Below are 20,490 nucleotides of genomic sequence, written 5' to 3'. Positions count from 1 at the left end.
TGCGCAGCATTACCGGCTACGTAACCTCTACCACGCATCTCTCATGAACTGGTACTACAACAACGCAGGCGCGGCGGAAGGCCCGATGGATGACCTGGCCATGGGAGAGATGGCGCGCGCTAAAAAGTTGTCGTCCGACTCGCTCGTATGGCATGCAGGACTGGAGGCCTGGCAAACAGTGGCTGCGCTGGCTCCCGCATGGTGGACGGCCACCCTGCCCACGCCCGCAGGGCGGCCAGCACCGGTTGCTGCCAAGCCGACGAAAGAGAAAGCTGATGCAAGCGGCCGTCGTCTGGCCGGGCCGAATGCGCCGACCACGGACACAGCCGAGACAAAGTCCGAAGGCGGCTTCTTCAAACGTCTTTTTGGCTTTGGGAAAAAGAAGAGCTGATGTGTGTCACGCCTGAATGCCTTTGGCCTTCAGGATTGGGAGCATGAGGCCGCGCAGATTGTCGCAGAAGATCTTCTGTTTGTCGGCGTCGCTGATCTGCGCGCCGTGAACCTTGGCCAGCTGGCTGGCAAAGCTACGTCCGCCGCAGTCGCTGCCGTAGATGACGCGGTCAGCACCAAGCTCGCGTACGGCCATTTCGGTGATGCCGGCGGTGGGGTCTGAGCCGGCGAGGTCGGCGTATAGATTCTTCTGGGCACGGATGGCGCGGATGCCCAGCTCCCAGGTGCCGCCGGTGTGGCCGCAGATGATGGGGACATCGGGGAAGCGCCTGGCTAGCTGCACGAGATCATCAGGAGTGGATTCACCAGCATAATTGCCGTTCGTTTTAAACCAGGTGTGCTGGAAGATGACGGCCTTGAGCTCAGCTGCGCGGCCGATGATAGCGTCGATGTCAGGGACGCTGCACTTTTCAGCAACCCAGAGTTTCACTCCTACCATGGGGCCATTGGCCACGCAGCGCTCCAGCTCCATCAGGCTTTCCTCCGGATGTTTGGCGCTGAGATAAACAAAGCCAAAGGCACGGTCGGGGTATTTGGCGATGGCGCGCAGCACCTCGCTGTTTTGCTGCACGAGATCGGCTGGCGAGGGATCCTGCGACCACTTCAAGCCCATGTAAACGCAGAGGCGCTCGATGCCCATGCGGTCGGCATAGACGAGGAGCGCCCTGAGACGCTCCTCCGGCGTGAGGCCGGGGACGCCGGACATGTGACAGTGCAGATCCCAAATGCGCATGGAGATGAAAATTGGGGCTTCACGGGGCTCAGCATGGACTGGGGAAGCCGTGAAACAAACGCCGATGCAAAGCCATGCATTGCAGAAGAAATGGATGCGGTGACACAGCTTTTCTTTGCGGGCGTGTGGCTGCGCTTCAATTTGCCCGCATGCCCTCCACCAAGCCTACAGACATCCGAGTCACCGCTGCCGAAGTTTATTTCCTGCCTGTCACGATGCGCGTGCCACTGAAATTTGGCCCCGAGACCGTGACGAGTGCCGTGTGCCTGCGGGTGCGAGTGACAGTTGCAGACAGCAGCGGCAAAACGGCGCAGGGCTGGGGTGAGACGCCGCTGAGCGTGTCCTGGGTGTGGCCCAGCAGCCTGAGCGTGGCGGTGCGTGCGCAGCGCATGAAGGACTTTTCCACCCTGCTGGCCACGCGGCTGGTGGAAAGCGGCTTTTCCGGCCATCCGATGGAGATCGGTGCGGATTTCATGCACGGTCCGCTGGCTGCCACGCTGAAGGAGGCCAATGCGGCTGCTGGTGGAGACGAGATGCCCTACCTGGGATCTTTGGTGGCCTTCAGCGCTTTCGACATCGCCGTGCATGACGCCTATGGCGTTCTGCACAACCGTGACATCTACGCCACCTATAATGCGGAGTTCATGAGCCGTGATCTTTCTGCCTACATCACGCCGGAGGAAGGCAGTGGCATTGATTTCAAGGGACGTTATCCGCAGGACTATCTGGTGATGGACGCGCCAAAGCAGCTGCCGGTATGGCATCTGGTCGGCGGAGTGGATGCGCTGGAGGCGGCGGATCTGACCGGCTCTGAGCCCAAGGACGCCCACCCACTGCTCCTGGCGGACTGGATTCAGCGAGACGGGCTGAAGTGCCTCAAGGTGAAGCTGCGGGGCACGGATGCGGCCTGGGACTATGAGCGCATGCAGCGCATCGGGAAGATCGGGTTTGCCAATGGTGTGAAATGGCTGAGCGCCGACTTCAACTGCACGGTGAAGGAGCCAGGATATGTGAATGACATCCTGGACAAGCTGCTGCGCGATGAGCCGGAGATCTATGCCCGCACTCTGTACGTGGAGCAGCCTTTCCCGTATGATCTGGAAGCGCACCAGATCGACGTGCGCAGCGTCTCGGCGCGCAAGCCGTTGTTCCTGGATGAAAGCGCGCATGACTGGGAGTTTGTGCGCCTGGGCCGTCGTCTTGGCTGGTCGGGCGTGGCTCTGAAGACCTGCAAGACGCAGACTGGTGCGCTGCTGAGCCTTTGCTGGGCCAAGGCCCACGGCATGCCGCTGATGGTGCAGGACCTGACGAATCCGATGCTGGCCATGATCCCGCACGTGCGACTGGCTGCGCATGCAGGCACGATCCAAGGCGTGGAGTGCAATGCCATGCAGTTCTACCCTGATGCATCGCTGCCTGAGCAGGAGATCCACCCTGGACTTTTCCAACGCCGCAACGGCATCGTGGACCTCAGCACGATCCGAGGACCGGGCTTCGGCTACCGTGCCGATGAAGTGAAGCGCACGCTTTAAGCTGCGCGGAGAGCACCGCCTGCCAGGAGCTGCTTATTGCAGCTCCTCGATGGTGATGGAGTAGCGGTGCGGGCTGTCGGCGTTGCCAAAGATGATTTTGTTCTCGCCTGTTTTCAGTGAGGCGCTGATGCAGCCTGAATCGACGGAAACGTGCTCCCCATTCACCCAGGAGCCCAGTTTGCTGCCGCGGTCGCGCAGGACAAAATGGTCGTTCTCGAAGTCGATCTCACAGTGATTGCGCGAAAGCTGGTGGGGATGCACATCCTCAAGTGAGAGGTCGTTGCGAGCGAGGGAAGAGACGGCCGTGTCGAAGTAGCTGCGGCCGATGCGGAAGGGCAGCTTGGTGATGGTTTTTTCCACCGGCGGATGGTTGAAGCCGGTTTCACCATAGTGGGAATGAATCTTGACGCGGAAGACGGGTTCCTTGGGCGGCTTGGGCTTGCTGACCAGTGGCACGGTGGCGTTGGTGGTGGTGCTCAGCAGCAGGTCGGTGCGGCGGATGCGCTCAAAGAGCGTGGCCAGGTACACATGAAGACGATCCGAGCGCTGGATGATCTGCTGCTCAAAATCTTCTTCGGCGATGGTTTCCAGCGTGGTGTTTTCGAGTGCTGTGGCTGTGGCCGAGCGTGGGCGGTCCATGATCATGCCCATCTCGCCGAAGATTTCTCCCGGGCCCATCTTGGCGAGGGACTGGACACCGTGCGAGGTGTTGATGGTGATCTCCACCAGGCCGCTGATGATGAAGTAAGCCTCCTGGGATTTGTCTCCTTCACGGAAAATGACCTGACCTCTTTGAATGTGCTCGGTTGCCATGATTTAGGAGGATATGGGGTGGGCCTGTAAGGTCAAGCCTCAGGTCTGACAGTTTAGAGGCGGCGTATCTGCACCTGGCGAATACGCGCCTGAGTGGCGTAGCTGGCAAAACCGAATGGAGTGCATTTTTCAATGTCTCCGGCGCGCAGGCCGAGCTTGTGCCCGCGTGTGCTGGTGTTCACGAAAAGCTTGTCGTTGATCCAGGCGCGAAGTTCATCATCGCGTACTTCGATGCGTATTTTGTGCCAGCGATTGTTTTCAAAGAAGGCGTTTCCGGTGGTGGTGTTTTCGCTGGCGTCCATGTCGTCGATGCTGGAGATGCCCACCAGCGTGCCGCCCCAGCCGCCGACGACGAGGGAGACATAAGAGTCGCCGACAGGAAAGGTCACGGTGCCAAAGAAGTCATTTCCCTCCACGCGCATGGCCTCATACTCGATGGCGTAGCGGGAGGTGGGCAGCCCGGCGGATTTCCAGGCAGCCCATTGTGCGCCGGTCATGGGCTGGCCAGGGCTGAGGGTGATCTCGCCATGGTGAATGGTGATAGCTCCCTCTTCAGGGATTCCGGCAGCTATCCAAGCCGGGGCAAACTCATCTGCGAGCAGATGCCATTCTGTGCGCCGTGGCGGTCCGCATTGAGCGAGGATAAAAAAGAGGCAGAGCCATGCGGCTCTGCCTCCGAAGGATTTGATGTCAAAATTCATCAGCCTTTCACATCGTAGCAGGAGATGAACTCCTGGTCACGCAGATAGAGCTTGCCGTTTGAGATGACGGGGTGGGTCCAGATCTTGCCTTTGGGATTGCGCTGAGAGGAGGTGGCTGAGAGCTTGAAGCTGCTGATTTCCTGCCAGCCTTTCTTGGTGGCCTCGACAAGAGCGACGGTGCCGGTGTCTTCCGAGAGGCAGTAGAGCTTGCCGTCAGCATATGTGACAGCGCCTTTGCCGATGCCCTTTTCCTGCCAGATGATCTCGCCGGTTTTGAAGTCCTGGCAGGTCCAGCCGCCTTTGTCTGAGTAGCCGTAGAGCAGGCCATCGATGAGGACGACGCCGCCGTGGTGGTTGACCATGTTCGTATTGGAGTAGAGTTCGCTGACGCTGCCGCCTTCGATTTTCACCGATTTGCAGCCCACGCCGTAACCAGCGGCCACATAGACCTGGCCTTCGCTGTAGATGGGAGTGGGGATGACTGCGGTCTTGCCGGGGAACTCTGTTTTCCAAAGCACCTTGCCCGCTTTGGAGACGCCCATGATGCTGTTCATGAGAAGCTGCACGTATTCGCGTTCGCCGCCCTGAGTGATGGGGATGACGGAGGAGTACTGCGCATTTTCCGGCACATCACTGGTCTGCCACTCCACGTTGCCGGTCTTGGCATCGAGTGCAGCCACGGCACCCTTGGAGCCGCCGGGGGTCACGATGACGAGATCGCCATCCACGAGAGGGGACTCGGTGTAGCCCCAGCCTTGGATTTTACCGCCGAGGTCCTTGGTCAGGCTCTTTTCCCAGACCTTCTTGCCGGTGGCGGCATCGGCGCAGATGATTTCACCGGTGCCGTTGGTGGCATAGACTTTGCCATTGGCCACGGTGGGGGTGGCGCGAGGGCCGTCTCCCCAGCCGTTTTTCAAAATGGGGCCCACGGGAGTCTCCCATAGCTTCTTGCCGGTGGAGGTGTCGATGCAGATGAGCTTCTCCTCTGCGTCATAGAGGCCCATGGTGTAGAGCTTGCCACCGACGACGGCAAAGCTGGAGTAGCCGAGGCCAGCGTCTTCATTCACCCAGACACGTTTGGGGCCGTCAGCGGGCCATTTTTTGAGAAGACCGGTTTCCTTGGAGACGTCATCGCGGGCAGGGCCACGCCACTGCGGCCAGTCGCCTGGTGCAGCGCCGCTGGAGCCACCGCTGAGCAGGGCCTGGTCTTCTTTGCTAAGAGCGGTGAGCCCCAGGGTGACCAGCGTGCCGTTCTGGCGCTTGAGGGTGACTTTTCCACCCGCCACGCTGACGAGTTCGGCCTGGATTTCGTGGGTGCCGGAGGCGTCCTTCCAGGTGCGGATTTCTGCGCTGGCCTGGAGAGCGAGGCAAAGGGACAAGAGTACAGTCGTGGTGGTCTTCATGGTTTCGTGCGAATTAACGGCGGAGTTCAAACGGTCGAGAGAGGCCGGGTTTTAGCATAGAGCGCCACTTTCACGGTACAGGAAGTTTTCAGCCGCCCATATCTTTGAGCAGGGAATCTGCGGCGGCTCTGGCGGGCAGGTCTTTAAACGGGTCCTCTTTCAGCAGAGTGCGCAGCAGGCTGCGCGCGGCATCGGCTTTGTCACTGCGGCGGAGAATTTCGGCGCGGTAAAGACGCAGCCTGAGCAGCTCGGCTGGCTCTTTGGCGGTGGATTCAGCATGCTCCAGAAGATCGAGCGCCTGAGGCAGCTTGGACTGAAGCGAGGCTAGCAGGGCGGTGAGCTCCAGGAGGCGGGGGCGCTGGCGCTTTTCGGCAAACTCGGTCAGTGCGGTTTTGACGTGGCCGTCGGGCTCGCCTGCCAGGCGCTGCATCATGCCATGATAGAGGGCGTAGTCACGATCTGGTCCGTCTCCGAGCTTGGTGCCAAGGGCTTTGCCGAAAGGACGATAAAGAGGGTCGCCAAGGACGACATTCATCCAAGAGAGAGCCGGGGTGGCACTCCAGGCGGCCTCGGCCACGGTGAAGCCTTCGAGGAGGCGTTTGTTGAAGATGTCGAAATGCATGGTGAGGGCCAGATAGGGCTCGAACACATTGCCGAATGTGACAGCGGCCCCATGGGACAGCAGCGGGCCGACCCAGGCCTGATCGTGCGTGCGGATGATGCCGGCGCTGAAAGAGTGCAGGTGGCAGGCGATGGCCCCGCGCTTGAAACGAAACTCGGGAGAAGCCAGGGCTCCGGAGATGTGATCGGTGTACCAGCCAAAGTAGAGGATGGTGTCTGGCAGCGGCCAGTGATCTCGAAGGACTGCCTCTGAGTGGTCGATATAAACCGGGATGCCAGCGCGGCGGTAGGAGTCTGCGCAGGTTTTCAACCAGTCCTCTCCTTCCTGATAAGCCCCTGTTTTCAGTGCGAGATCAATGACGGCACGCCCGAGCAAGCCTGATTGCTCAGCTGCGAGCGCGTCATCGATCATGCGCTTTACGGTGGCGTCATCCGGTCCGTCCAGTCTGCCTACGAGCAGCAGGCCAGCGGTGTTTTGAGCCAGGGGAAAGCGAGATGGCTGGTTGAAGTAAGGATTGCGCAGGCCGCCTTGGATCGGTGGTTTGGCAAGCCCGAGCACTGCCAGTTCGGAGTCCACACTGGCTTCGTCCTCCTGGGATTGTTTGGGGTTTTGTGCTGAACGTCGGATCTGGAAAGGCACGCCGCGCATGATCGCCAGCACGCGGACCTTTTCGGTGGGCTGAGATGGAGTGCCAGGGGTGGGAGGCACCGCATTCCACCAGTGTCTGGACTCAAACATCTGCAGCAGAGGGCCTCGAATCTGAGTCTCGAACTCGCCACGCGAGATGGAGTCCTCCTTGGAACAGTGCAGGCCTATGAGACGCTCCTTGGGGATATGGCGCTGCTCGGCGTAATAGGAGGCGAGCTCTGCGGAGCCCGGGAAGTCGGCGTTGAAGACTACGGCAGTCTCCGCCGCCGCATTCCACTCAGGAATGTTTTGAGCGTGGGCGGAAAGAGTCAGCGCGGGAATAATGAGCAGCGCTGGGATGAGATGACGAAATTTACACCGGCCCGATGCCACTCTGGCCGCAGGCGGCTCGTTGATGGGCAGTGGGAAGTTGCTCGTCATTCGGAGGTTTTCATTGCACGTTCCATTCCAGTTTGAGCCCGTCGTAGGCGATGTTCACCCCAGGCGGCAGCTTCGGATCCTCCACGGAGTGCATGATCTCGCACTGGATGTGGGTGAACCAGGTCTGACGGGGCTGTAGCATGCGCTGGACCTCAAGGCTCTCGCTGAAGCTCATGTGCGTGGGATGCGGGGTATGGCGGAGAGCGTCGATGATGAGTGTGTCCACGCCGTGGAGCAGCTCGATCGTGTGTGGTAGAAGGGTCTTGCAGTCCGGGATGTAAGCGCAGAGCTTTTTGCCACCGCGTGTGAAGAGATAGCCGATGGTGTCCACCTTGCCATGCTGCACAGGCAGCGGAGTGAGGGTGGTCTCGCCGATGTGGAATGGGCCGTGAACCGGCTTGGGAAAAGGCTTGAGGTAGCCCCGGTAGCGATTCTCCCCATTGAAGGCATAGATGAACATGCGCTCCAGCACGGCGAGGCATTCCGCGGTACCATAGATTGGTAAAAAATGATCCGCCTCCACGGTGAAGCGGCGCAGGTCATCAAAGCCGGTGAGATGGTCCATGTGCGGATGCGTGAAGATGGCGGCATCCAGGCTGCGAATGTTTTCCCGCAAACATTGCATGCGGAAGTCGGGGCCGGTATCCACCACCCAGGAGGCCTCCGGCGTGCGGATGTAAACCGAGCTGCGCATGCGTTTGTCCCTGGGGTCTGTGCTGCGGCAGACGGCACAGTCACAGCCAATCACCGGAATACCGACAGAGGTGCCGGTGCCGAGGAATGTGAGGTGAAAGGACATGGGGAAATATGGGGCGTATCTCTTCAGATTTAGCCAAGATTTGCAAATTTCACAGGATGAGATGCGTCGAAATCATGGGCGATGAATTTAATCAGGGCGGAAAGGCTTTTTTCTCGACTTCTACTCAATGGTGAATTCAGACTCAATCAGGCAATCTATGAGCGAATCTCTCAATCCCTATGCTCCACCTGCTGCTCAAATAGCAGGCTTTTCCAGAGATCCGCTCAGGAGCGGCGAAATTTTGTCCAAGGCATGGTTCATCTATCGGAAGCATTTTGTGCTGATCGCACTTACGGTCATGGTGGTCTGGGTGCCATGCGAGCTTTTGGTCAGCTACATGGACGCATTTGTTTTCGATGAAAACGACACCCGCCGATCTTTCAAGTTTGCCCAGCTTGTTGGCAATGTGTTTGGCGTCATTGGCACAGCAGGTGTTATCCATGTGGCAATGAATCACAGCGCAGGCACGCCTGCGGGCATCGGCCAGGCTTTGGCTGCGGGGCTGAGCAACTGGTTCCGTATGTGGTGGACTCAGTTTCTGAGCACGCTTTTCCTTTTTTTATCATTTCTCCTGCTGATCCTCCCCTTTTTCTATCTGGCTCCCAGGCTGGCGCTGGTGGACAATGTGGTGGTTTGTGAGGGCCTCACCGGGACTGCTGCCATGAGGCGGAGCGAAGAACTTGTCCAAGGGCATTACTGGCAGATGGCGGGAATCTTATGTCTCCAATTGCTGATGGCATGCCTGCCCATTCTTTTCTACGTCGGACTGGCACTCTTTGAGATCGAAATCCCGAACTGGATGCTTGAAGCCGGAGTGGCGGTCGTGTTCGACATCATCGCCGCCTTCAGCACCGTTTGGCTGTATTGTGCCTATGAAGCGTTTTCACAGAAAAGCAGCGCCAAAATAGCTCAGCCAGCTGCCTGAGGAGCAGACTGGCGCGCAACCATTATTCCACCTCCGGCACCGGGCGGGCAAGGGAGCCTTTGTTCCAGCGGCCTTCCAGCAGGAAGGAGAGGTGGGGGGTGTAGAGCTGAGGTTCCAGGAGGAAGGAATCGTGGCCTTTGTCTGAGTGCACGGTGATGTGCATGTTGGACACCTCGGCTTTTTCGAGGTGGCTGACCAGCTCGGCCTGCTCCTCGGGATAGAAGCAGAAATCGCTGTCGATGCTGAAGACCAGGTAGTGCTGTCCTGCAGCGGCGCTGCGCGCAAAAAGCTCCGGGTAGGTCTGCACGCCTGCGTCCCGCAGAGGATCGTAGCGCAACCACATGTCGGCGATGCGCAGGTAGGTGTTGGCGTCGAAGCGTTTCACGAACTTTTTGCCCTGATGCAGCATGTAGCTCTCCACATTGTGCTGCACGCGGTACCACGAGAGGGTGTCGCCACCGTTTTTGACGTCCTGCCGGGCGCGACGCTCGATGGCATCCAGGTGGACGAACGTCTTGTGGCTGATCATGCGAGCGAGGGCGAGACCGTATTCAGGAGCTGCACCGTCATAGAAATTGCCGCCGCGGAAGTGTGGGTCGTTCTCGATGGCCAGGACCTGCTCAAACAGCGTCAGACGGGTGAGCACTGTGGTGCGGCAGCCGCTGGCGATGGGGACTACGAGCTTGACGCGTTCGGGGTGGAGAGTGGCGAGATTGATGGCCAGCAGGCCGCCGACAGAGGCACCGATGACGGCATGGAGCTGTTTGATGCCCAGGGAGTCCAGCAGAGCCAGCTGGGATTTGACGACATCGCTGGTGCGCACCTCGGGGAAGTCGCTGCCGTAGGGCTTGCCAGTGGCCGGGTTGATGGAGGCCGGGCCGCTGCTGCCGTAGCAGCCGCCGAGGTAGTTGGCGCAGATGATGAAGTAGCGTTTGGTGTCGAGCGCCTTGTCCGGGCCGACGAAAAGATCCCACCAGCCATTGTGGCAGTCCTCCGTCCAGCGGCCGTCTGTGCCGGGGACGTCGGTGGTGACACCTGCTGCATGTTGGCTGCCGGAGAGGGCGTGAAACAGCAGGATGGCATTGGATTTGGCGGCATTGAGCTTTCCGTAGGTCTCGTAGGCCACGGTAATGCCGGGCAGCTGCACGCCGGAGGCAAAAGTGAATGGTTCAGCGGCGCTTCCAGTGTGGAAAAATTTCGTTTCTTCGGTTTTGACTGCCTTCGACATGAGTGGCGGAAGAAAACAGGGTTTTGGAGGTGCGGCAAGGCGGATTGCTCATGGCTGCGCATAGACTTGGGCGGGGCTAGACAATGAATAAATGGGTGGTTGGTGCCCGCTGGAATGTGCTTAGGTACGGGATGGCCGCCTGGCGCGGCCCTTTTCCTCCTCCTTATCGCTCACCATGCTCGACCCGTTTGCCACCCTGGAAGAAGCTGGCTTCTCGCTACGGCGGGCCGGGGGCATGGACAGACTGGCCGGGTGGTCGCCGGAGCTGATCGCGGGCATGGACTGGGCACGGGTGTCTGAGCTGGCACGTGCGATCGCGACCGAGGCGGGCTGCGAAGTGGCTGGATCTCGTGTGATGCCAGATGGGGCGGTGCATTTTGGCATGATCGAGGAGCCCAAATCCGCCAAGGCCCAGCGAGCGATGGTGAAGACGGTGCCATGGAACGAGTGGGGGGCGACACCGGAGACAGTGCAGAGGTTTGCCCAGGAGGTGGGGGGGGCACGCAATGTACGGGGGATTTTGATCGCGCCGGGGGGATTCAGCCCTGCGGCGTTGCGAGCGGCTCAGGAGCTGCGGATTGAGGCGGTGGATGCTGCAGGTCTGGACGCTGCCGTGCGTGCTCTGCCGAGGGAGAAGAGCGACTATCTCTTTGTCATTACGACCGCAGGGGACTTTTCCGTGCCGTCATGCCCGGTGTGCCTGAAAAAGCTGCAACGGGTGGAGCAGGAGGCCTTTGAGCTGCCATCGCGACTTTTCGACATGGACGGGCTGATTGCCGACAACGTGGTATGCGACCGTCTGGAGGTGGCGGCGGGGTGCGACGTGACATTTTTGCATGAGGTGAAGGCGCGGGCGATCAGCGTTTCCGGGCATGTGGCAGGGGATTTTGTGTGTGAAGGCCCCGTGATTCTGGAAAGCGGAGGTACGCTCTCCGGTACGGTGGCTGCACGATCGCTCGTGGTGCGGGATGGTGGGCAGCTGCTCGGGCAGTTCCGCATCCTGGAGGGGGAGCTGGGCTCCTTTGTCAAACCAGTGGTCCGCTGGCACTGGCGCTGTGCAGGGGAAGAGGGCAAACGCGAGTGCGCCTGGGTGGTGTTTGAGCCGCACGAATGAGGGGAGAGTTCGCTCTTTGCACGTCGTGCCCTGCTGTGGCATGTAATGTCATGTCCTCCAACTCCTCCGGCCCCGGCGCTGTGCTACGACTGGTGTTTTATGCCGCCGCCATCGTGATGGCGCTGCTGCATGTGTTTGTGACATTTCGTGGACTGAGCAGCGCTGAGGGCATGAACCAGGCGCAGCTGGCCCGGCAGCTGGCGAGGACGGGCTCGTACCAGACGCATGTGATCGAGCCGTATGCCTGGGCTCAAATGGAGGCGGAGCAGAAAAAGACCACGCCTCTGGCGATGCCGGAGACCGTGCAGCCTCCGCTGCAGCCGCTGCTGTGGTCTGCGGCCTTTCGCTTCATGAAGCGCTGGGAGGTTTATGACCCCACGGCAGGAGGGGCTGTTTTCATTCTGGACCGCGTGATTGCATGCTTTGGCGTGTGCTGGTATCTGCTGACCATCTTTTTCACGCATGGTGCGGCACGGCGGCTGTTTGATGAACAGGTGGCGGCCATCGCAGCCATCGCGCTGCTGGTATGCGAGCCCGCCTGGGAGCTGATGGTCAGCGGTGCGCCTCGTGGGCTGCTGATGTTTTTGTTTGCCCTGGCCTTCCGCCTGTATGCGGCGGCGGCTGGGCGAGCGGTGGAAAATCGGGGGGCTTTTCTCCCGCTGATGAGCTTGGGAGTGGTATGCGCGCTGATGGTGCTGACCCACTGGATGGCGCTTTGGATTGTGATTGGGGTGCTCATCGGGCTGGCGATATTTCTTCCAAGGGGAAAGGCTGGAGCGATCGTGGTGGCGCTGCCGACGGCTGGTGTCCTGGCCGCCTGGGGCTGGTGGAATGTGCAGCTCTGCGGAGATCCGCTGGGGGGAGTGAAGGCGCTTCTGCAGGCGCAGACCTCCGCCACGGCGCATGACATGCTGTTGCGAGATTTTTCCCCCGGACTGCCCCTGCTGCAGGTGGATGACCTGCTGCGGCATGTGGGGATCGGCTGGCAGGATGAGATGGCCACACTCGTTGCGCATCTGGGTTATGTGGTGCCGGCGCTTTTGTTTTTTCTGGCGCTCATGCACCGTTTTCGCAAGGCGGATGCCGGCTCTGCACGCTGGATGCTGCTGGTGGTTTTTTGCTGCGTGGCGGCTGGCATGAGCTTTCTAGGACTGCCGGACCGTGAAAAGGATGACAATGCGCTCTACATCGTGCTCATGCCGGCCATGAGCGCCTTTGGCGCAGCGATGCTGGTGGTGCTGTGGTCGCGTTTTCAGGTGTCTGGAGAGTTCATGTCGCGCTGGGGCGCGCCGCTTGTGGCGCTGGTGATCACCGCGCTGCCCATGGCGGTGAATCTGCCAGTGGTGATGAAGTTTGGCCTGACCATGGGGGGGAAGATACCGCCGCACTGGCCGCCCTTTCTGCCAGAGCGCATCGCCATTCTGCGTCAGCTGGTGGAGAAGGATGAGTACACTTTTTCGGACTCTCCCGCCTTTGTGGCCTGGTATGGGGATGTGCCCTGTGTGAATCTCTGCACCCAGCGCGCCGACTACGAGGTCATGAAAGCCAAGGCGGAGGAGCGCGGAGCGAAGCTGGCAGGCTTTGTCATGACGCCGGTGTCTGCCAAGGTGGAGCGCATCACGGACATTTACACCGGGCCCTATGCCGAATGGCGCGATCTGGTGGCACGCGGGCCAATGCTGGCCTTTGACCGGGATTTCACCCCGAGCCCTGAATTTCCGTATAAAATTCCCATCCCGCTCGTGGGGCAGCCCGTGGGAGACAGGGAACACCTGAGCCTGCCAATGGTGTTTTATACCGACAAGGCGAGGTCTTTGAAAAAGTAGCAGCTAGAGCGTGAGGCAGGCTCTGAAAAAGCGGAGCGTGTCTGCCAGATGCTCGTGCCAGTAGTCCCAGGTGTGACCGCCGGGAAACTCTTCGTAAACATGGGGAATGCCAGCTGCCTGCAGGTCGTTGTGAAGCGTGCGGTTGTGCTCGATGAGGATGTCTTCTGAGCCGCAGTCGAAACGCAAGTGGGGCAGGCGTGGGGCGAGCTTGGCGCATTCGATGACCGCCAGCGGGTCTGTTTCTGTGATCTCAAATTCTACCAGTGACTCCTCCACAAAATCGCGCATTTGCGGGGGTACGTAAGTGATGCTGCTGTGTGCGCTGATGGCTGTGAATTTCTTCGGATTCAGCAGTCCCAGGCGCAGGGCTCCATATCCACCCATCGAGAGGCCGCTAATGAAACGCGTGGCACCCAGACAGCGTGCATCGATCTCAGCAGCGGCGTCAGGTACTTCATCGACGATCCAGCTTGCGTAGTCGGCATCGCGGTGCCGTACGTAGCCGGAGCCGTCTCCCCAGAGGCCGTCGGAGGGCATGGCCAGCATCATGGGAGGAAAGTTTTCCTCTTTGATGAGCCGGTCCAGCACCTCATGCGCGCGGCCTTTGTACAACCAGGCCCAGTGACTGCCGTAAACTCCGTGCAGGAGTATGATGAGGGGGAGCTTTTCTACAGCAGCATCAGGAGGAACGTAAAAGCTGATGTCTGCGCGGCGGTGCAGTGCGGCGGATTTGACCGTGACGTGATGAATGCCGTTGCCGATGGAGGCGGATTCGAAGGTGCGAAAGCTCATGGGACCAAGGATGACGAATGAATTCCGAATGTGCCAAGGTTTTTGGCCGTCCGGCATTTGTCACTGATTCGTCATTTCACGCGAGAATGTCTTTGATGACCTTGGCTCCCTCCACGCCGCTGAGGCGTGCGTCCAGGCCCTGGAACTTGAAGCTGAAAGCATCGTGCTGAATGCCGAGCTGATGCAGCATGGTGGCGTGGAGATCGTGAACGGTGGTGACTTTGTCGATGGCGGCGTAGCCTAGATCGTCGGTGGAGCCGTGGACGATGCCTCCCTGGATGCCTGCGCCTGCAAGCCAGACGGACATGGCCTTGTTGTGGTGGTCGCGGCCGCTGCCTCCCTGGGACATCGGGGTACGGCCAAATTCGCCAGCCCAGACGATGAGAGTCTCCTCCAGCATGCCGCGCTGCTTGAGATCGGTGATGAGCGCCATGCAGGCGCGGTCGATCTCCTGCGCCTTGAGGGCCACGCCTTCTTTGACACCACCGTGGTGGTCCCAGTCTTTGTGATAGAGCTGGATGAAGCGGGTGCCGCGCTCTGCCAGACGGCGTGCGAGGAGGCAGTTGGAGGCAAAGGAGCCGTCGCCGGGCTGGCAGCCGTAGAGCTCCAGAGTTTTTGCGCCTTCAGCACTGACATCCATCAGGTCTGGCACGCTGGCCTGCATCTGGAAGGCCATTTCGTACTGGGCGATGCGGGTGGCGATCTCGGGATCGTCCACCAGGCTGCTGCGCTGCTTGTTGAGCGCATTGATGGCGGCGACATCGCGGCCCTGCTGATCGCGAGAGATGCCACCGGGATTTGTGAGATACAAAACGGGGTCGCCCTGAGCGCGAAGCTGCACGCCCTGGTATTTGGAGGGAAGGAAGCCGCTGCTCCACTGGCGGGCGGCGATGGGCTGATTCTGGCCGCCTTTGCCGAGAGATGTCAGGACGACGAAGCCTGGAAGGTCTGAGGCCTCGGTGCCCAGACCGTAGGTGATCCATGAGCCCATGCTGGGGCGTCCGGCGATCTGCGAGCCGGTATTCATGAACATGTGCGCCGGATCGTGATTGATGGCATCCGTCGTCATGGAGCGGATGAGGCAGATGTCGTCGATAACGCTGCCGATCTGCGGGAGGAGAGAGCAAATTTCGATCTGGCTTTTGCCAAACTTGGCAAAGGGATGCTGCGGGCCGAAGCAGTTCAGGGGTTTGCCCTGGAGCTGCGCAAGCTGCTGGCCCTTGGTGAAGGACTCAGGCATGGGCTTGCCGTCCATTTCAGCCAGCTTGGGCTTGGGATCAAAGGTCTCCAGATGGGAGGGGCCACCTGCCATGGTGAGCCAGATGACGCGCTTGGCTTTTTGCGGCAGGGGCAGGGTGCCCAGGACGCCTCGTGTGGGAGCGGCCTGGGTGTGCTCAAGCAGGGAGGCAAGTGCCACCGCTCCAAGACCCTGGGAGGTTCTGCCGAGGAAGGCGCGACGATGGAGCGGGGATGGCGTTTGCATGATTACTTTGAACTCGGTTTCTTGCCCAAATTTTTCAATTCTTGTTCCGTCCACATGACCGTGCGGCCTTTGGTTTGTGTGCGGATGGCAGTGACTGCCTTGGTGTCCACAGGGGAGGCATTGTGCTCCCATTCGCGGCGGATGTAGGTGAGCACACCAGCGACATCTTCATCGGTAAGCTGGGGCAGGGGAGGCATGGCCAGATTGAAACTGCGGCCCCCGACTTTCACCGGACCGGCGAGTCCGTGCATGATGATGCGCGCGGGCAGCTCCGCTTTGCCGAGCACCCACTCGCTGTCCACCAGCGGCGGGGCCAGGCCGTCCAGACCAAAGCCGTGAGGCTGATGGCAGGCGGCGCAGAGGGTGGCGTAGATGGTTTTGCCTTTCTCATAGAGGGCGGTCTGCGCTTCGTTTAGAGGAACGATTTTCGGCGGTGGTGGTGCGCCGGGTTTGCCGGGCCAGGCGAGACGGGCCTCCACGCTGGTGAAGAGTTTGGCAGAGGTCTTGTCCGTCATCGCGGTTTTCAGCGTTTTGAGCGTGGCGGGCTCGGCTTCCAGCCAGAGCAGTTTGGGCGTGGTTTTGGATTTTGGATCAGCGCTGCTAGTGGCGAGGCCCTTGATGGCGGCCACCTGAATGGCACCGCCCTGCGGCTGTGCTGCGGCCAGCTCAAGCATGTCTTCAAAAGGACCGGCCTTGTTGGCGGATGCCAGCAGAGCGCCGAGTGCCTCGATCACAGGGGTGATGCTGGCGCTGTTGGATTTGGAAAGCTGGGCGGCCAGCAGCTTGGCAAAGGCTGCCTCTCTGCCACGCAGGCCGGTCAGGGCACCTTCGCGGACGAGGGCGTTTTTACCGTTGATGGAGAGCAGCTTGGCCACGGCGGTGTCGGCATCTGGGAGATTGAAGGAGGTGAGCTTGATGGCGAGATGCGCGAGAACGAGGGCGTCTTTTTCGGAGGTGAGCGCGATGAGGTCGGGTGCGAGGTCGCGACCGGAAATGCGCACGGCGGCGGCGCGCACCTGGGCGTCTTTGTCTGTGAGCGCGGTGCGGAGCAGATCTGGTGTGGCGGCGGAGAGGCCGTCGAGCGTCCACAGGGCGTGCAGACGTGTGATCGGAGAGTCGCTGGCGAGTAGCTCTTTCAGCGATGGAATGGCGGAGGAATCGCTGGATTCCACGATGAGGCGCTGGGCGGTGTCGCGCACCCAGCCGTTGGCGTGCGTGAGCATCTTGGCTTCCTTGCTTACCTTCACGGGCTGCGGGCGCTCCTTGGTGTCTGGCACGATGCGCCAGATGCGGCCCTGATTGAAGGGAGTCTCCAGCTTGCGGTCCTTGATGTTGGCGATGAGGTAGTGTGTGAGGAAGCTCTGGTGCTGGATGATGCCGCGATACATGTCCACGATGTAGAGTGCTCCGTCGGGGCCATCGGCGGCGTTTACGGGGCGGAAGCGCTCATCGGTGGAGGTGAGGAATTCGGTGGTCTTGGCCGTATTGGTGGCCTTCACGATGCCGTCATTTTCGCTCATGGTGAAGCGCTTCACCAGATTGGCGCAGGGCTCGGGAATGAAGGCGTTGCCGCGATAGGCGGCAGGGAAGGCATCGCCACGATAAATGAGTGCGCCGCAGGTGCCGGTGGGCTTGGTCAGCGTGCCGTCGGCGCGGAGAGATTTGGGATCATAGCCACGGTTTACTCCTGGTGTGGGGTGGGAGGGAAAGAGCGTCTGATCCGCAGCCACCTTGGCGTTGATGCTGGAGGCGTTGCGCAGGAGCGGATTACGAGTGAAGGCCTCCGTGGGCAGGAGGTCTGCGCGCAGCATGTCTGAGTTGTAGTTGAAGTAGAGTCTGCCGTAGTTGTCCTGGCAGAGGCCCCACTGGCCGCGACCGAGGCCGCTGTCTTTTTGCCACACGCCGCCGCGCAGCTTGAAGCGGGTGGAGTAACCGGCGCTCCAGATGGCGTTGTCCATGGCCCAGACTGGAGTGTTGGCCATGTGCTCAGGCTGGCCGCCGAGGGTGCCGTAGTCACTGGTCACGACCTCTTTCACATCGGCCTTGCCATCGCCGTCGGTGTCTTTGCAGAACAAGAGATTGGGCGGCTCGGCAACGAGGACGCCGCCGTTCACGGCCATGACCGCGCGGGGCATGACGAGCTTGTCGAGAAACGCAGTGGCCTTGTCCATGCGGCCGTCGCCATCGGTGTCTTCCAGCAGGGAGATGCGGCCGGTGGGCTCGGTTTCGCCAGCGCCGGCGAGGTCGTGCATGTAGCCGCGCATTTCCACCACGTAGAGGCGGCCCTGGTCATCAAAACTCACTGCTATGGGGGACTCGATCATGGGCTCGCTGGCCACGAGCTCGATGCGGAAGCCTTTCTCGATTTTGAAGGTCTTCATCTCCTCCTCCCAAGAGAGAGGGGTGGGAGGCGGAAGCTTGAACTTCAGCTCGACCTTTTCCGGGCCGGCGTTCTTTTCATTAATGGCCAGAGCGGGAGTGAGGAAGGGTGTCGTCAGCAGTAGCAGCGACGTGAGGGTGGTAAACCTGGGGGAAGGCATGGGGGCGCGTTTTTTGTGAGCGGGGCAGAGTAACCAACCAAAATTCCGGTCGAATCCTAGTCGCTCAATAACCAATTTTGGTATTTCTGGAGTCGCTGGGGCCGCCTCATTTTTCCTTCTTGGGCTTTGGCTGCTCCGAGACTTTGATGGTCAGCGCGGGAACGGGCATATTTTTTCCTGCGAAGGCGTTCCAGGCCTCTTGTAATGCGGCGGCATCGCGCACGTCTCCCTCGGCAATGAGCCACTGATAGTGCAGTTTGAAGGGGGACTCGGGCGTGGCTTTGCCTTTGGGGAACATGCCAAAGCGGCCGTAGTCGCGGTAGGCGGAGGTGGCGGTATCTTTCGGATTGTCGGGATGATTGAGGATCACGACGGTGAAGGTCTTGCCCTCGACGGTGAAGATCTCGGCGGCCCAGGGCAGGTCCTTGACCTTGTGGGCATCGATGTTTTCGCCGGGGAAGATGTAGGTGGTTGTTTTGGTGTCGACCTTCTCCGAGGGGCGGAACTGCGCGCCCGCGTGCTCGGGGTCTCCGCTCATCTCGGCTTCGCCGCTGACGGGCTTGATGGCGCTGGTCATGTCGATGCCGAGGTAGAAGGGCTTTGCCGGAGTGGAGAAGGTAAATCGGCGTTCCTCTGTAAGGAAGGCGTCCTTGGTGTCTCCCTGCCAGTCGATGGAGGCGGTGAAGCTGGAGTCTCCTGGAGCGACTTTGGTGACGACCTGATCGCCGCCTTTCATGTGCCAGCGGTCATAGGATTTGCCGCCGTAGCTGATCTTGCTGAAGCCGAGGAAGATGCCGCGGTGATGGGTGAAATTGAAGCCGTGGCCCTTCGTCAGACGGGTCGTGCCGCTGGAGTCGAAGACGTGAAGGTAGGGCTTGTAGGTCTCGTGGTGTTTCTCCGGCGTGCTCAGATCGTTCGCCATCATGAGACGGGCCACGACCTTGCCACCGGCGGAGACATCAACGTGGTCTTTGTCTGCGATGGTGATGTCGAAGGCGGAGGCGCTGAGGGATGCGGCGAGGAAAAGGAATGGGGCGAATTTCATGCGAGGATTTTCTTGATGACTTTGGCTCCTTCCACGCCAGAGAGGCGGGCGTCCAGTCCCTGGAATTTGAAGCTGAAGGCGTCGTGCTGGATGCCGAGCTGGTGGAGCATGGTGGCGTGGAGGTCGTGCACAGTGGTGATGTTTTCCTGAGCGGCGTAGCCGAGATCGTCGGTGCTGCCGAAAGTGACGCCGCGCTGGATGCCTGCTCCGGCGAGCCACATGGACATGGCTTTGTTATGGTGGTCGCGGCCTACAGGGCCTTTGTTTCCCTGGGCCATGGGGGTGCGGCCAAACTCGCCGCTGAAGACGATGAGGGTGTCGTCAAACATGCCGCGCTGCTTGAGGTCCTTGATGAGTGCCGCGCAGGCGCGATCCACTTCTTTGGCGCGCAGGGGTAGTTCCTCGCGCAGCAGGCTGTGGTGGTCCCAGTCGCGATGGTAAAGTTGAATGAAGCGGGTGCCGCGCTCCGCGAGGCGGCGGGCTAGGAGGCAGTTCGAGGCGAAGGAGCCATCGCCGGGCTGGCAGCCGTAGAGCTCCAGGGTTTTGGCGCCTTCGCCGCTGATGTCCATCAGCTCCGGCACACTGGCCTGCATCTGGAAGGCCATTTCATACTGGGCGATTCGGGTGGCGATTTCGGGATCGTCGCAGAGCGAGGCATGCTGCTTGTTCAGCGAGTTGATGGCGGCAAAGTCGCGGCCCTGACGCTCGCGGGTGACGCCGCTTGGACTGGTGAGGTAGAGCACAGGATCGCCCAGCGAGCGGAGCTGCACGCCTTGAAATTTGGAGGGCAGGAAGCCGCTGCTCCACTGGCGTGCGGCAATGGGCTGGGGATTACGGCCCTTGCCGGTGGACATCATGACCACAAAGCCTGGGAGGTCATCGGCCTCGCTGCCGAGACCATAGGTTACCCACGCGCCCATGCTCGGGCGTCCGGCGATCTGAGCACCGGTGTTCATGAACATGTGGGCGGGGTCGTGATTGATCGCCTCGGTGGTCATGGAGCGCACGAGGCAGATGTCATCCGCCACACTGCCGATGTGCGGCAGCAGCTCGGAGAGCTCCATCTGGCAGCGGCCATATTTCTGGAAGCTGAACATGGGTCCTTTGCACACAAGCTTCTGCCCCTGAAGCTGGGCAAGCTGCTGGCCCTTGGTGAAGGATTCCGGCATGGGCTTGCCATCCATCTCCGCGAGCTTGGGCTTGTAGTCGAAAAGCTCGAGCTGGGAAGGCCCGCCCGCCATGGTCAGCCAGATGACGCGCTTGGCTTTCTGCGGCAGCGGAAGACGACCCAGCACTCCTTGAGAAGCTGCGCGCAAAAGCTGCGGCTGAAGAAGCGAGGCCAGTGCCACGCCGCCGAGACCTTGTGCGGTGCGGCTGAGGATGGCTCGGCGTGTGAGTGGAGAAAAGGTGCTCATG

17 protein-coding genes are annotated in these 20,490 nt (G+C 60.5%); 5 read left to right on the top strand and 12 right to left on the bottom strand.

The genetic code is table 11. The annotated features are described in order from the left end of the window. Window positions 1-43 precede the first annotated feature (43 nt). Entirely contained in the window at window positions 44-391 is a 348-nt protein-coding gene (locus HNQ65_RS19440) for a DUF4339 domain-containing protein (protein ID WP_184342095.1), read from the top strand. A 6-nt stretch (window positions 392-397) separates the two neighbouring features. On the opposite strand, the gene HNQ65_RS19435 is transcribed toward HNQ65_RS19440, so the two are convergent. Then, window positions 398-1,183, bottom strand: a complete 786-nt coding sequence (locus HNQ65_RS19435) for an amidohydrolase family protein (protein WP_184342093.1) — start codon at window positions 1,181-1,183, stop codon at window positions 398-400. A gap of 149 nt (window positions 1,184-1,332) precedes the next feature. Here HNQ65_RS19435 and HNQ65_RS19430 point away from each other — a divergent pair, with 149 nt between their 5' ends. Continuing rightward, complete coding sequence (locus tag HNQ65_RS19430; RefSeq protein ID WP_184342091.1) at window positions 1,333-2,715, top strand: mandelate racemase/muconate lactonizing enzyme family protein; 1,383 nt, start codon at window positions 1,333-1,335, stop codon at window positions 2,713-2,715. A 33-nt stretch (window positions 2,716-2,748) separates the two neighbouring features. On the opposite strand, the gene HNQ65_RS19425 is transcribed toward HNQ65_RS19430, so the two are convergent. The 5 genes from HNQ65_RS19425 to HNQ65_RS19405 all read right to left on the bottom strand — a co-directional run bounded on the left by HNQ65_RS19425 (window position 2,749) and on the right by HNQ65_RS19405 (window position 8,121). After that, entirely contained in the window at window positions 2,749-3,528 is a 780-nt protein-coding gene (locus tag HNQ65_RS19425) for a cyclic nucleotide-binding domain-containing protein (RefSeq protein WP_184342089.1), read from the bottom strand. Window positions 3,529-3,581: 53 nt separating this feature from the next. Then, window positions 3,582-4,229, bottom strand: coding sequence for a family 16 glycoside hydrolase (locus tag HNQ65_RS19420; RefSeq protein WP_184342087.1), 648 nt, complete (start codon window positions 4,227-4,229; stop codon window positions 3,582-3,584). Beyond that, window positions 4,229-5,632 carry an outer membrane protein assembly factor BamB family protein gene (locus HNQ65_RS19415; RefSeq protein ID WP_184342084.1) on the bottom strand — a complete coding sequence of 468 codons (1,404 nt, stop codon included), beginning with the start codon at window positions 5,630-5,632 and terminating at the stop codon, window positions 4,229-4,231. Before HNQ65_RS19415 ends, HNQ65_RS19420 begins: the two co-directional genes overlap by 1 nt. An 88-nt stretch (window positions 5,633-5,720) precedes the next feature. Beyond that, entirely contained in the window at window positions 5,721-7,322 is a 1,602-nt protein-coding gene (locus HNQ65_RS19410) for a TIGR03790 family protein (RefSeq protein WP_184342082.1), read from the bottom strand. A 10-nt stretch (window positions 7,323-7,332) separates the two neighbouring features. Beyond that, window positions 7,333-8,121, bottom strand: a complete 789-nt coding sequence (locus HNQ65_RS19405) for an MBL fold metallo-hydrolase (protein ID WP_184342079.1) — start codon at window positions 8,119-8,121, stop codon at window positions 7,333-7,335. 127 nt (window positions 8,122-8,248) lie between these two features. On the opposite strand from HNQ65_RS19405, the gene HNQ65_RS19400 reads away from it, so the two are divergent. Then, the gene (locus HNQ65_RS19400) at window positions 8,249-9,046 is read left to right on the top strand and encodes a hypothetical protein (protein ID WP_184342077.1); all 798 of its coding nucleotides are present in this window, start codon (window positions 8,249-8,251) and stop codon (window positions 9,044-9,046) included. 22 nt (window positions 9,047-9,068) lie between these two features. On the opposite strand, the gene metX is transcribed toward HNQ65_RS19400, so the two are convergent. Next, window positions 9,069-10,274 (bottom strand): homoserine O-acetyltransferase MetX, encoded by a 1,206-nt coding sequence (gene metX, locus HNQ65_RS19395; RefSeq protein WP_184342075.1) that lies wholly within the window; start codon window positions 10,272-10,274, stop codon window positions 9,069-9,071. 175 nt (window positions 10,275-10,449) lie between these two features. On the opposite strand from metX, the gene HNQ65_RS19390 reads away from it, so the two are divergent. Both HNQ65_RS19390 and HNQ65_RS19385 read left to right on the top strand, forming a co-directional pair. After that, window positions 10,450-11,388, top strand: coding sequence for a polymer-forming cytoskeletal protein (locus HNQ65_RS19390; RefSeq protein WP_184342073.1), 939 nt, complete (start codon window positions 10,450-10,452; stop codon window positions 11,386-11,388). Between the two features lie 50 nt (window positions 11,389-11,438). Continuing rightward, a complete protein-coding gene (locus HNQ65_RS19385) occupies window positions 11,439-13,214 on the top strand; it encodes a hypothetical protein (RefSeq protein WP_184342071.1) in 1,776 nt (591 codons plus the stop codon). A 3-nt stretch (window positions 13,215-13,217) separates the two neighbouring features. On the opposite strand, the gene HNQ65_RS19380 is transcribed toward HNQ65_RS19385, so the two are convergent. From HNQ65_RS19380 to HNQ65_RS19360, 5 genes are all read right to left on the bottom strand, one after another. Continuing rightward, on the bottom strand, window positions 13,218-14,006 hold the full coding sequence (locus HNQ65_RS19380; RefSeq protein ID WP_184342069.1) for an alpha/beta hydrolase: 789 nt from the start codon (window positions 14,004-14,006) through the stop codon (window positions 13,218-13,220). 76 nt (window positions 14,007-14,082) lie between these two features. Then, complete coding sequence (locus tag HNQ65_RS19375; RefSeq protein ID WP_184342067.1) at window positions 14,083-15,489, bottom strand: DUF1501 domain-containing protein; 1,407 nt, start codon at window positions 15,487-15,489, stop codon at window positions 14,083-14,085. A gap of 2 nt (window positions 15,490-15,491) precedes the next feature. Then, entirely contained in the window at window positions 15,492-18,029 is a 2,538-nt protein-coding gene (locus tag HNQ65_RS19370; RefSeq protein WP_184342065.1) for a PVC-type heme-binding CxxCH protein, read from the bottom strand. Window positions 18,030-18,135: 106 nt separating this feature from the next. Beyond that, window positions 18,136-19,074 (bottom strand): DUF6807 family protein, encoded by a 939-nt coding sequence (locus HNQ65_RS19365; protein WP_184342063.1) that lies wholly within the window; start codon window positions 19,072-19,074, stop codon window positions 18,136-18,138. After that, a complete protein-coding gene (locus HNQ65_RS19360) occupies window positions 19,071-20,489 on the bottom strand; it encodes a DUF1501 domain-containing protein (protein ID WP_184342061.1) in 1,419 nt (472 codons plus the stop codon). The genes HNQ65_RS19365 and HNQ65_RS19360 overlap by 4 nt, the downstream gene beginning before the upstream one ends. Between the last annotated feature and the right edge of the window lies 1 nt (window position 20,490).

The organism is Prosthecobacter vanneervenii, from assembly GCF_014203095.1.
GTDB lineage: Bacteria > Verrucomicrobiota > Verrucomicrobiia > Verrucomicrobiales > Verrucomicrobiaceae > Prosthecobacter > Prosthecobacter vanneervenii.
Note: the sequence above shows the minus strand (reverse complement) of the source record. Positions and strands in the feature narration are given on the sequence as shown.